Source organism: Muribaculum intestinale (assembly GCF_002201515.1).
Classification (GTDB): Bacteria; Bacteroidota; Bacteroidia; order Bacteroidales; family Muribaculaceae; genus Muribaculum; species Muribaculum intestinale.
On the sequence record NZ_CP021421.1, the window covers coordinates 641,898 to 654,511 of the forward strand.

Consider the following 12,614-nt stretch of genomic DNA (forward strand, 5'->3'; position numbering starts at 1 on the left):
TAATTATTTTTGAGAAGTATGAATAATTGGTCCATTAATTGCATCGCCAAGCAAAAAATAAGAGAATTTTGGATTTTTTTGGGATTGAATGCAACGTTTTGGCATAAAGCTACGTCATTATAATAAACAATCATGCCGACGCCAGTCGCATAAAATCATCATAGGATATGAAGAAAGTTATTTTTACCGTAATTACAGGAGTTTGTATTATGGCAGGGGCCAGCTCATGCACAAGGGTCGTAGCCGCAAGTCGCAATTATGTAACGCGCCAGGTGGAGACAGGCAGTTTCAACGGCATCTCCACAAGCAATTCGGTCGATGTGGTATACACACAGTCGACAGGTAGCCCGCGCGTCGAAATATATGCTCCGGATAATGAGATTGACAGGATTACCGTAGAGACTCGCGACGGCATACTCCGCGTAGGCATAAAGGGCGATAATAACCATAAGGTATGGGGATCGGCAAAGAGAGAGGTGCGTGTGTCGGCTCCGGCGGTAAACAGCCTGGAGGCGTCGAGCAGCGGCGATATCATACTCAAGAACGGCATGACATCAAATGGCAATATCACAATAAGCGTAAGCAGTAGCAGCGATGTAATCGGCGACAATATATCCTGCACCGGGAATATTGATTTGTCGGCGTCGAGCAGCGGCGACATCAAGGCGGGAAATATGAAGTGCCGTAATCTTACGGCAGCGGCCTCGAGCAGCGGTGATGTGAAAATCGGCACTCTATCGTGTGACAACTTTACAGCACATGCAGGCAGCAGCGGCGATGTAGTGGTACGGATGCTTACCGCACAGAATGTGAAAGCCCATGCCAACAGCAGTGGTGACGTGAAACTTTCTGGAACGTGTGTCAATGCCGAGCTGAATGCCAGCAGCAGCGGTGACATCAATGCCTCGGGCCTGAAGGCAAAAAACATCAGCAAGAGCGAGAGCAGCTCGGGCTCTGTAGTCTACGGCAACTAACTGTATACTTATACTGACAATAGACAAGACGAACCACGGTGTGTTCCCTTTCTTGGACACAGCACCGTGGTTCGTCTTGTATATGTCAGATGCTGTTACACAGATGTTCAGGCATTGACTATAAGTACTATAGTGTAGGCTATATACAGCAACACGAGTATGATGCCTTCGATGCGGGTGATGGTGCGATGGCGGATAATCCATCCGAAGAGCCAGAAGAGGAGGGCGGCTCCGGTCATCACGAGCAGGTCGAGATTGCCTATCGAGCCGAGTGGCAGAGGGCGTATCACCGCCGACAGGCCAAGCACGAAGAATATGTTGAACAGACAGCTGCCTATTACATTGCCTACAGCCAGGCCGGGGCGCCCTTTTGTGGCCGCCACTACTGAAGTGGCAAGTTCAGGCAGAGATGTGCCGGCAGCAACAATGGTAAGGCCGATTACAGCATCGCTTACACCCATGGCCCGGGCAAGCGACGATGCGCTGTCAACAAAGATATCACCTCCCCATACGAGGGCTGCCAGGCCGAGCACAATCATGCCGCAGGCCTTCCACATCGGCACCGGCACTTCCAACTGTGAGGTTTCTTGCCGCGGCTCGGGCTCGGAATGAGATGGCGCGGCTTTTGCGATGGAGAAAGTATAGCGCATGAATATGGCGAAGAAGAGCAGCAGCAGGATACCGTCGACGCGTGTCACCATATCGGTCATATCTCCATCGAGGAGATGTCCGTTGCCACATGCAAGCAATGCCACGGAGGCGAGCACGACAAGCGGTATCTCGTTGGTCATTATACTATGTTCGACCTTGATGGGCCTCACCATGGCCACGATGCCGATAATCATCAGCACATTGAAGATATTGCTGCCGACCACATTGCCTATGGCCAATCCGGCACTCCCCTTTATCGCCGACATCACGCTAATTACCAGCTCGGGCGCCGATGTGCCGAACGCCACGATGGTAAGGCCTATTACAAGCTCGCTTATACCGAAGCGTTTGGCCACTCCGGACCCTCCGTCGGTAAGCCAATTGGCCCCAAGGAGTATCATCGCCAGTCCGGCGACAAGCAGAAAGATATCGAGTAACATAAGATTTTATTTTCGTGGATAGAGAGTCAAACAGATTTCATCTTCCTTATGGATGTATAACTCCGCAGAGGGCGCCGGCGTTCACTCCTTGTCGATTTTCTTCAGGTCGGGGAGAAAGGCGGCCACGATGCCAAGCAAAGGGAGCAGAGTGCTTATCTCGAACACGAAGTATATGCCCCGTATGTCGGCAAGCCAACCGAAGAATGCGGCCCCGACGCCTCCGAGACCGAACGAAAGGCCGAAGAACAGACCGGCAATCATACCGACTTTCCCGGGTTTCAACTCGGTGGCATACACAAGTATGGCAGAGAATGCCGAGGATATTACCAGCCCTACGATGATGGCGAGTATTATGGTGAGAGTGAGTCCGGCGTAAGGCATTGCTATTGCAAACGGCGCCGCACCAAGTATGGAGCCCCATATCACGTATTTGCGTCCGATTTTGTCGCCAATATATCCTCCGGCGATTATGCCAACCGCCGATGCGGCAAGAAACGCGAAAAGGGCTATCTGAGAGTATTGTATCGACACCCCGAACTTGTCGATAAGAAAGAATGTGAAGTAGCTCGTCATGCTTGCGAGATAGAACTGCTTGGAGAAGGTGAGCACTACCAGCACTGCAAGAGCCATGTTTATGCGCCGCTTGCTCAGATGGTCTACCACAGAGCGGACTTTGCGTCGCTGCCCGGATATGTTGCTTACAACGCGTTTATACCAGCGCCCTACCCGCGTAAGGATTAGAGCGCCCATTATAGCCGCCAAGGCAAACCATAGCACCGCAAGACGACCGTGGGGAAGCACAATCAGCGCTGCGAGCAATGGGCCTATGGCCGTGCCGCCGTTGCCGCCAACCTGGAATATCGACTGAGCGAGGCCTTTCTTGCCGCCGGCGGCAAGCTGTGCCACACGCGACGCCTCGGGATGGAAGATGGACGACCCTATGCCTATCACCGAGACGGCTCCGAGCATGGCGGCGTAGCTGCCGGTAAATGCGAGCCATATGAGACCGGTAAGGGTGAAGCACATGCCGGCAGCGAGTGCGTAAGGGCTGGGGCGCCGGTCGGCGTACATACCCACAAAGGGCTGCAACAATGACGATGTGAGCTGAAACACCAGAGTGATGACTCCAATCTGTATGAATGACAGCCCCATCTCTTCTTTTATTATCGGATAGATTGACGGTACGATGCTCTGTACCATGTCGTTGAGCAGGTGGGCTATACTTATGGCAAACAGTATTCTGAATGCCGTGCGGGATTCCTCCTGTAGTGATGTCGGATTCATATAAATTTAGACAATCTCTTATTTTGCCGGCAAAATTAGTTAATTTTGCGGAAATTAAAGACAATACGGAGAATGACATATCAATATAGCACACAAGGCACATGTTCGCGCCTTATAGAAATCGAACTCGACAACGGAGTAATAAAGTCGGTGTCATTTACAGGAGGATGCCATGGCAATCTTCAGGGTATCTCATCACTTGTATGCGGCATGACTCCCGACGAGGTAATCGCGCGTCTGGGGGGCATACGCTGCGGCGGCAAGGACACCTCGTGTCCCGACCAGCTCGCCAGAGCTCTGAAGGCCAACCTTGCCAATCCTGCTTAACGGGAGCACGAAAAGCAATTTTTACTACGCGACGTAAGATATTAATCTACTGCATATTGTGGGGGGGGGGGTAATTTCTTTCCCATAAGGGGGTGTTATTTTGTCAATTATTATTAACTTCGTGCCACACATCAACAGATTTTCCACATGAACCAACATCTTAGAATACTCGTCGCTATGATATTTGCACTTGTTGCCACGAGTAAAGTTTCGGCCAGAACCATATGTGGCACGGTGCTTTCGGAATGTGATTCCACTGCTGTAGTAGGAGCCACATGCCGCCTGCTTGCCGACAATAAGTTTATATCGGGCACAGTATCCGACATATCGGGTGCATTCACATTTGATACGGATGTATCCTCTAACATAACGCTTGAGATAGGCATGACGGGGTATACCGGGGCCACTGTCATCATTGACCGCGGCCAGGGAAATATAAATCTCGGTAATTTATATCTGTCGGAAGGAGTGTCGCTTGACGAAGTCACTGTCACCGGTAAGGCAATGATAGATGCCCGCGGGCGTACCGTAGTATTTCCATCCAAGTCGGATATAAAAGCCTCGTCGACGGCGGTAGGTCTGTTTCAGAAACTCCCTCTTGCCGGGCTTGAAGCCGACCCTATAAACCGCAGCTTAAAGGTAGACGGCGCCGCTCCGATGATTCTAATCAATGGAGTGCCGTCAACGATGGCCGATGTAAACACTTTGCAGCCAAAGGATATCGAGAAGATCGAGTACTCGCGCATCACCCCCGGCCGATATGCCGACCGGGGCATGAACGGGCTTATAAATATCACCCTTCGTAAACGCAACGACGGCGGACAGATATATGTCTGGGGGCGCAGTGCGGTGGCTACCGCATTTGTCGACGGGTCGGTAGAAGCGTCGTACCATCAGGGGGCGTCGCAGTTTTCTCTGTCGTGGACTCCGTCGTGGCGCAACTATCAGCAGGTATACGACAATAGCGATGAGGCCTACATCGGAGATGATTTCCGCGTCGACATCAAGTCGCACGACCGTAATCCGTTCAACTATTTCTACAATCAGTTGCAGACAAAGTATACCTACAGCCCCACCGAAAGTACTACACTGTCGGTCACGTTCTCGGCTACGCCCATGACTTCGAAAAACCGTCTGGTCGGATATGATGAGGACTCGCAACTTGGCGCATGCGACAAATTCAGCCGGTCGACAAGCCGGGATTTCGCACCGTCGCTCGATCTGTTCTTGCGCCGCGACTTCAATGAGAGCAATTCTCTGGAGGCGCAGGTGGTAGGCACTATAAGTTCAAGCGACTATAGGCGCGAGAATCGTTTCATATATGACGGGGACGATGAGCGGGAATATGTGATGGATGCCGACAACCGGCGCCGCTCTCTCATAACCGAAGTAAGCTATACCCATACATTTGGCGCCAACACCTCACTGTCGGGAGGTGTGCAGAACACCATGTCGCATTCGACCAACCGATATCTGCACACCGAGTACAAGCCATTGCTTACCGAAAACAACAATTATGTGTATGCCGACCTCGGCCAACGCTTAGGCAATGTGTATCTTATGGCATCGACCGGCGTCAAAATGTTTTGGGTTAAAAACGACATGAACCGGCGCCACTTCATCAGGAATATCACCACCGCACGCGCTTCGTGGAATATCTCGCAGAAGTGGAGTATGGCCGCATCGTTTATATTTACTCCGGATATACCGTCGCTTGCCGATCTTACCGACTATCCGCAGCAGACATCGCCCTATCTCGTCTCCAACGGAAATCCCTCACTGAAAGTGTCGGAGACGCTCGGCTACCGTATCCAGGCCACTTATCAGCATGACAAGTTGGCGATGTCGCTCAACCTGTTGATGGCCGACATCAACAATTGTGCGATATCCGATGTGGAATATCTCGGCGATATGCTTTTCCTGTCGCATCCTGTAAATGTGCCTTCCCGCCACATGTACAAAGGCTCAGTGAACATAAAAATCAGTGACATACAGGGATTTGGAGCACGGGCATATGCCGGAATCACCCACTACGAGAATCGCATGGACGGATGCCGACGCCGACTTACAAGCATCGACGGAAGTGTGAGCCTGTGGTGGAACAAAGGCCCGTTTACGGTATCGTTCTGGCAGAAATTTCCGGGGAAATTCCTGACCGGATACCGCGTGAGCAAGGATGAAAACAACAATTCGCTGAGTTTCAGCTACAAGCCCGACAAGCATTGGAATTTCGACATATCCTGGATGTATATATTCAGTAAAAAAGGGTCGCAGTATCCATCGTGGAACTATTCGCCGGCGAACCCCTATACTACTGACCGTTACATCCGTAACAACGCCAATATGGTGACTCTGTCGGTAAGCTATTCGGCCGACTTCGGCTCGATATTCCGCAGCGGCAGCCGCTCGCTCAACAACTCCGACTCCGGGTCATCGCTCCTCAAAATGTAGCCATAACCGACGGAACTATATACAACGGACTGAGTGGTTTCGACCGGAAATGATATGCCGCTTACACTATATCTGCAAGCCCGATGAAATTGTCGGCAAGCATCATTGGATATGGTATGACTTTAAGACTGGTCAACCTCGATGTGAATTAACACCGCCCCCCGATGACCGTTATATCCCCGAGGCTTTTAAACAGCATTCAAACTCAACTACAGCCATTCCCAGCACATGGGAATATACCATGGACTCTAATCCCAACGCCATCAAAAGGTCTGAGACTCTTACCAAACTTTTGATTGTAGTGTTTCCGACATTAGTGTCCACAAAAAAACATGAGAGTTCTTTGAAATTATTGATATTCTGATTGTTATCCAAGATTTGCAAGCACATCGATTTGAATTTATTTTTGCAGTCTGAATCAGACTGTTATGAACAAAGACCCATATGTTTTTGCCCCAATTAGTCGAATTTATGGACGAATTCAAATTCCGTAGAATCGTATGGTTTACACAGGATAGTTTTTAGTGTTTAAAATTGGCATTAAAAATATAGGCCTGCTATCACTGCAAGCCTATATCATACATATTCAAATCTTCTTTACCTTAGGAAATATTTTACTTGTTGGGGGTTGTCCATTTATATGTGTCGTTGCAGGCAATGTCCATTACGCTGGTGCCGGCTTGCATACGGAATTTACCTTTTTCAAGAACCCACTTGCCATCGTAGTCCACGAATGCGAGGTCACTGGCTTTGATGGGCAGGGTTACTGTTTTGGTCTCACCGGGTTTGAGTTCTACTTTTTCAAACGCGCGCAGTCGGCGATTGTCAGGAGTCAGAGATGCTACCATATCTCGGCTGAAAAGCATAACGACTTCCTTACCGGTGCAATTACCTGTGTTGGTGACGTCGATTGTGAAAATGAGATTATCGTTGACACCGAATTCAGAATGTGAGCAGCGGAGATTGTCATATTTGAAAGTCGTGTAACTGAGACCATAGCCAAAGGGCCACTGCACCGATACAACGGCATCGTAGTCATAGGCACCTTCCATTTTATCCATTTCTTCGCTCACACGATAATCGTAGGTGGTGAGCTCAGCCTGATGGCGTGGATAAGTGTAGGGCATTTTGCCACTTGGATTGGTGTCACCTGCAAGAATGTTGGCTAGTGCTTCACCACCGAAATTACCGGGAAGCAATATGTTGACTATGCCATCCGCCAGTGGCTCTATGTCACTAATGATACGCGGACGACCGCCGTTGAGAATCAGGATAATTGGCTTGCCTGTCGCTGCAAGAGCCTTCACAAGGTTGCGCTGGTTTTCAGAAACAGCTAGATCCGAAAGGTTTCCCGGTGTCTCGCAATAGGAATTCTCACCTATGCAAGCTACAATAACGTCAACATCTGACGCCGCTGCCACAGCCTTTTCAATCTCCGGTTCGTTTTCCTCGTGATAGGCTCCTTCGGCAGGATAAGTGACACCCTGTTCAAGAACTATATTCTTCTTGCCAAACTTATTGACCAATGCCTTGTAGATGGTGTTGTATTTCGATGCGAAACGGTCAGTCAGATGACCTTGCCATGAATAGCTCCAGCCGCCATTGAGACAGCGCATCGAGTTGGCATTAGGACCTGTCAGCAGAATCTTTGTACCTTTCTTCAACGGAAGAATGCCGCCGTTGTTTTTGAGCAGTATCTCCGATTCTTCCGCGGCCTGAAGAGCGACTTGCTCGTGACGGTCGCAGGCGAAGTCGGCATAGTCTTTGGGATATGTATTGGGAGTGTCAAACAGCCCGAGACGATATTTCAAGCGCAGGACACGACGTGCTGCGTCGTCAATACGCTCCTGAGATACGCGACCCTCATTTACGAGTTCTTTAAGCAGAGTGCAGAAATTGAGGTCGTATGGCTCCATTGACATGTCGATTCCGGCATTGATAGCCATTTCGATAGCCTCTTTTTTGTCGTGAGCCACATATTCGCGGGTATAGAGATTGTTGATGTCGGCCCAGTCAGTCACAATCATTCCGTCCCAGTTAAGGTCTTCTTTAAGCCACTTGGTGAGCAACTCGTTATTGGCGTGAACAGGGCGACCGTTGATTGAACCGCTGTTGACCATTACGGTCAACGCTCCCGCCTCGATACAGGCGCGGTAAGGCTCAAAAAACTTCTCACGGAGATCAGACGGAGAAATATATGCCGGGGTGCGGTCTTTGCCTGTTCGCGGAGCGCCGTAGCCGAGATAATGCTTTACCGAGGTGGCTATATTATGTCGGCCTATCTTATTCGGGTTGTCGCCCTGAAAGCCCTTGACCTGCTGTACGCCCATGATGGCGTTGACTAATGGATCCTCTCCGTAGTTTTCCCATACACGGCTCCAACGCGGGTCGCGGGTGAGGTCAACGGTAGGAGAATATGTCCACGGACAGTTGGCGGCGCGAGTCTCGTATGCCGTAATTTCAGCAGCTCTGCGAGCCAACGTCGGGTTAAACGACGCACCTACGTTTATGTTCTGCGGAAACAGCACACCGCCAAGAGTGTAGGTTGTGCCGTGATTTTGGTCGAGTCCATAGATACAAGGGATGCCGATTTCTTTCATTGACACCTCCTGAATCTGACCGATCAGTTTCTCCCATTTCGCAGGAGTCTGTGCTGTCGGTCCGCCGGGAGCATTCAACACAGAGCCGACCTTATAGACAGCGATAGCCTCATGAAGTTTCTGAGGATCGAGAAAGAACTCACCGTCCTTCCAGTCGCCAAGCACATCAATGGAAAGCTCGGTCATCTGGCCGATTTTCTCGTCAAGGCTCATTTTAGACAATATACTTTCTACAGCTGCCTCAATATCAGGGTCGGAGGGGATTGCCGCTACAGCAGCCTGTATTGAACAGGCTGCTGTAGTGACTGTCAAAAATGTCATTACTTGTTTCAACATATTAGCGAAGAGTTACGAGATCTACATAGTAACCATGACCGACGCAGATGAATCCGGCCTGCTCCTGAATCATATCAAGAGCTTCTTTTGTCAGCGTGATTTCTGCGATACCATCGGTTGAGAATTCAATCGTTCCTGTGCCGGGAAGGTCGTTCCACCATACGGTAGTGGTGCGAAGCTGATGATATTCGTCGGTAGGTTCTACCGAATAGTGAATTGACATTACAGCGCCCGGTTTAATACCTGCAAAAACATCCATGCCGATTAGGTTGAATGTTTTGTTGGGACTTTCATCGGGAAGATCCCACGAAACATAGTGGTGTCCTGACCACAGGGTCTGCTGAGATGACATAACCACTGTTGTGGTGGTCTCAACCTGACCGTTCTTGTAGAACTGTACTTCAGCACCATCATTCATAACACCCGACATGGGATACTCTCCATCTTCAAGGGTCGGGGTGGAGAAGCTGATTGCAGTCGAGGTCTTTTCAGTGAATTCAGAAATCCTGGTTCCTCCGATTTCAATAGAAGCCACTCTGTCGAGATTGATACCAGTAAGCGTGGTCACAGCGCCCGAGGTAATACGGTCCGCTCCTGAAGTGATGAGAGCGGATGAGCTTACAGTCACTTTATTTGCACCGTAGTTCATACCCTCGGCATCAATGAGTTCCAGTCTGAAAGTACCATTGACGGCATTTGCTGGAACAGTATAGGTGAGAATATCATTGCCGTTTTCGGTAGAATAGACAACAGGAATCGGTTCAGAAGCACCGATTGTGATTGATTTCACCGAGCTGAGATTGCGACCATAAAGAACTGCGCTATGTCCGGGAGCGACAATGCGCTCGAATGAAACTTCCGACGCCCATGGATCACCATCCAGCGGGTTGACATTGATGATGCCTTCGCGTGAAGTTGATTTACCCTGAGTGGTTGTGACAACAACCTTCATCTCGTATGTACCCGCGGGCAGAGGCATATCAATAGCCTTACCTGTTTGTATCTAACATTTGAAAAGGGACCCGGATAGCATTTGAAAAGGGGACCACCCGGGATGGGGATGCAAAGATAATTATAATTGTTGAGTCATCATTTCCTGAGTTTCTTTCATGCGGTATGATTTGCCTGTCATGTTAAGCAGTATAGCCTTGTGGGTCAGGCGGTCTACCATTGCGGCGACCAGTACTTTGTCGTCAATAATCTCGTTCCAGCGGTTGAATGCGAGATTGGTGGTGACGACTGTCGTCTTCTTGTCGGTGCGGAGGGAGAGATGGTTGAAGAGCATCTCTGCGCCGGCCTTGTCGCAGGAGACGTAACCGAACTCATCACAGATGACCATGTCGTATCTCTCGAACTTGTTTTCCAGCGACCGGAGTGTCAAAGCGTTGCGGCATTCGCGTATCTGCGTGAGCAGTCTTGGCACGGATGTGAACAGCACCGAGTGTCCGGCATTACATGCGGCGATACCGAGAGCTGTCGCCAGATGAGTCTTGCCTGTTCCGGGATTGCCGTATAGAATGAGGTTGCGTCCGTTTTTGATGAAGTCGAGTGTCTCGAGTGTCGGGAGCGCTTTCCGGGCATCGGCGGGCAGAGCGTCGGTGTCGATTTCGTTAAGATAGCGAAGTTGCGGGAACCCTGCGTTTTTGATGCGGTGACGGCGCTGGTTTTCAGAGCGGTTCTCTTTTTCGCGCCGGAGCAGTTCGGCTGTAAACCGCCATAGGTTCCATTGTTCGTCGGCGCTCTGCTGTATAAGCAGGTCGATGTCGCGCCGCACAAGCGGGAGTTTAAGGTCGAAAGCGCATGAGCGAATGAGCTCCCGAAGTCCGTCACGGTCTGTTTCATGTATGTCTGTCATTGTCATTCAGTGTATTGGTTGTTTTTTGGGGGGGTATTCAGTCTGCCTGCGATGCGCGGGTATATTCCATAAATGATGAAAGCATGTCAAGGGTATGGCTTGCCGAACTTTCTATTTCAGCCTGTTGCGGGTCGGGAACGTTCGTTGCCGCGATATCGGCGGTTGACTGCATATGTCCTTCCGCCGAGATCATCTGAGCCTGTATCTGTTCAGATGAGAGGCGCTGGAGCCCGCGGGACGAAAGACTTGTGGCGGCACGGACGATGTCAGTGTATGCCAGATTGTTGTCGCGGGTGAACACAAGCAGTTCTATGAAGCTTCGCGGAGACTCGCGGAAGTGTTCGCGGTAAAGCGCCGCCACCGACGGATGTACCTGTTGCAGAGCCACAGACCGCCCCAGAGCGGCCGGTTTGCGCAGGAATGTACCCAGATAATGCATCAGGTCGATGACCCAGTCGCCGGAGCGTCGGCTTCGGGCATGATTGGCCACCTTGTCGCGTCCGTAAAGCACCACGATGCGCTCGGAATACAGCTTTACCGCCACCTGCGAGCCCACCAGACGGTCGGGCACAGAGTAGTGCACTCCGTCAACGGTTATCGTTGAATACTTTCCGACGCGGTACAGCCGCTGCTCGAAGCAGCCGATGTCACCGTGGTCCAACGGACGTAGCGCCGCCAGATCGGCCTGTATGCGCAGGCGTTTTTCTTCCGCCGACATGTTGGACGCCTCTGTGTTGAGCCTGTCGCAGACTGCCGCCAGATGCGTCTGCGCGGCATCCAGGGAGTCAAACCGGACCTCGAACGAGAATGCACGACGCCGGATATATTCCACCGAACGTTCCACCTTGCCTTTTTCCCATCCCGAGCGAGGGTTGCAGAAATGGGGTGTGAAACAGTAGTGTACCTCCATGCGCAGCAGCGCATCCGTGTGCTCGCGGTCGCGCCCGAGGAACTTCTTTACGGCGGTACGCATGTTGTCATAGGCCATCACGCGCGGGGTGCCCCCCAACTCCCGGAAGCAGTTGCGGTGGGCTTCCATAAGAGCCAGGGTATCTTCGCGCGAAAACAGATATGCCTTGCGCATATTGCTGTGGTCGAGGGTGAATACCGCCATGTGAAGGCGAGTCCTGACTCCACCGATCCACAGGGTAAGCACGCCCCAGTCGAACTCGCAACGGAATCCAGGCTCATAGTCCTGACGGATATATGCCTTTGCAGGCTTTTCTTGCGACTTCGGCGCTGCCTCCAGCGCACGGACATACTGACATACTGTGGAATAGGCGATACGCACGCCATCGTCCTGAAGACGTCGCCACATATCGAGCTTGCGCATCTGCTGCTTGTGCAATCCGGCAGCGACGTTCTCACGGTTGCGGGCGATAAAACCATCGATGCGACGGCGGACATCATCGGTCACGACACGCCTGACGCGTCCGCTGCTGTCATACTTCGGCCTGGTCAGCAGATAATCGTCAACCTCCCGCTCTGTCGGTGACGGGCCTGTCTCTCTATCGAACTCGCGCAGATACTTGCGCACGGTCTTGCGGCTCATGCCGTTGCGGCGCGCTATCTCGCGGATGCTCATCCCCTCGCGGCGATGAGACAGAATAATGGATGTTTTTTCCTCCATGTGTAGCATTTTGTGGAATCGTTGATGTCGTTCTTTCTAATCAACGATATCCGGTTGAACTTACCC

At 51.1% G+C, this 12,614-nt stretch carries 9 protein-coding genes; 3 read left to right on the plus strand and 6 right to left on the minus strand.

Going from position 1 to position 12,614, the window contains the following annotated elements; genetic code table 11:
• The first annotated feature begins 167 nt into the window (after positions 1-167).
• Positions 168-974 (plus strand): GIN domain-containing protein, encoded by an 807-nt coding sequence (locus ADH68_RS02780; protein ID WP_084273909.1) that lies wholly within the window; start codon positions 168-170, stop codon positions 972-974.
• A gap of 107 nt (positions 975-1,081) precedes the next feature.
• Here ADH68_RS02780 and ADH68_RS02785 read toward each other — a convergent pair whose 3' ends face one another.
• Both ADH68_RS02785 and ADH68_RS02790 read right to left on the minus strand, forming a co-directional pair.
• Positions 1,082-2,065: a calcium/sodium antiporter gene (locus tag ADH68_RS02785; RefSeq protein WP_068959901.1), complete on the minus strand. Its 984-nt coding sequence runs from the start codon at positions 2,063-2,065 to the stop codon at positions 1,082-1,084.
• 81 nt (positions 2,066-2,146) lie between these two features.
• Positions 2,147-3,349: an MFS transporter gene (locus tag ADH68_RS02790; RefSeq protein ID WP_068959900.1), complete on the minus strand. Its 1,203-nt coding sequence runs from the start codon at positions 3,347-3,349 to the stop codon at positions 2,147-2,149.
• 72 nt (positions 3,350-3,421) lie between these two features.
• On the opposite strand from ADH68_RS02790, the gene ADH68_RS02795 reads away from it, so the two are divergent.
• A complete protein-coding gene (locus ADH68_RS02795; protein ID WP_068959899.1) occupies positions 3,422-3,676 on the plus strand; it encodes a TIGR03905 family TSCPD domain-containing protein in 255 nt (84 codons plus the stop codon).
• A 147-nt stretch (positions 3,677-3,823) separates the two neighbouring features.
• The gene (locus tag ADH68_RS02800; protein ID WP_133165746.1) at positions 3,824-6,127 is read left to right on the plus strand and encodes an outer membrane beta-barrel protein; all 2,304 of its coding nucleotides are present in this window, start codon (positions 3,824-3,826) and stop codon (positions 6,125-6,127) included.
• Positions 6,128-6,741: 614 nt separating this feature from the next.
• Here ADH68_RS02800 and ADH68_RS02805 read toward each other — a convergent pair.
• From ADH68_RS02805 to istA, 4 genes are all read right to left on the minus strand, one after another.
• Positions 6,742-9,048, minus strand: coding sequence for a glycoside hydrolase family 3 N-terminal domain-containing protein (locus ADH68_RS02805; protein ID WP_084274199.1), 2,307 nt, complete (start codon positions 9,046-9,048; stop codon positions 6,742-6,744).
• Positions 9,049-9,064: 16 nt separating this feature from the next.
• Positions 9,065-10,042 (minus strand): hypothetical protein, encoded by a 978-nt coding sequence (locus ADH68_RS02810; protein WP_068959895.1) that lies wholly within the window; start codon positions 10,040-10,042, stop codon positions 9,065-9,067.
• Between the two features lie 93 nt (positions 10,043-10,135).
• A complete protein-coding gene (istB, locus tag ADH68_RS02815; RefSeq protein WP_068961960.1) occupies positions 10,136-10,918 on the minus strand; it encodes an IS21-like element helper ATPase IstB in 783 nt (260 codons plus the stop codon).
• 37 nt (positions 10,919-10,955) lie between these two features.
• Positions 10,956-12,557 (minus strand): IS21 family transposase, encoded by a 1,602-nt coding sequence (gene istA, locus ADH68_RS02820; protein WP_068960428.1) that lies wholly within the window; start codon positions 12,555-12,557, stop codon positions 10,956-10,958.
• Between the last annotated feature and the right edge of the window lie 57 nt (positions 12,558-12,614).

Bases quoted from the DNA above. Each gene is read 5' to 3' on its own strand.
- ADH68_RS02785 (WP_068959901.1), bottom strand. From the start codon at position 2,065: ATGTTACTCGATATCTTTCTGCTTGTCGCCGGACTGGCGATGATACTC.
- ADH68_RS02800 (WP_133165746.1), top strand. From the start codon at position 3,824: ATGAACCAACATCTTAGAATACTCGTCGCTATGATATTTGCACTTGTT.
- istB (WP_068961960.1), bottom strand. From the start codon at position 10,918: ATGACAGACATACATGAAACAGACCGTGACGGACTTCGGGAGCTCATT.
- ADH68_RS02780 (WP_084273909.1), top strand. From the start codon at position 168: ATGAAGAAAGTTATTTTTACCGTAATTACAGGAGTTTGTATTATGGCA.
- ADH68_RS02795 (WP_068959899.1), top strand. From the start codon at position 3,422: ATGACATATCAATATAGCACACAAGGCACATGTTCGCGCCTTATAGAA.
- ADH68_RS02805 (WP_084274199.1), bottom strand. From the start codon at position 9,048: ATGACATTTTTGACAGTCACTACAGCAGCCTGTTCAATACAGGCTGCT.
- ADH68_RS02810 (WP_068959895.1), bottom strand. From the start codon at position 10,042: ATGCCTCTGCCCGCGGGTACATACGAGATGAAGGTTGTTGTCACAACC.
- istA (WP_068960428.1), bottom strand. From the start codon at position 12,557: ATGCTACACATGGAGGAAAAAACATCCATTATTCTGTCTCATCGCCGC.
- ADH68_RS02790 (WP_068959900.1), bottom strand. From the start codon at position 3,349: ATGAATCCGACATCACTACAGGAGGAATCCCGCACGGCATTCAGAATA.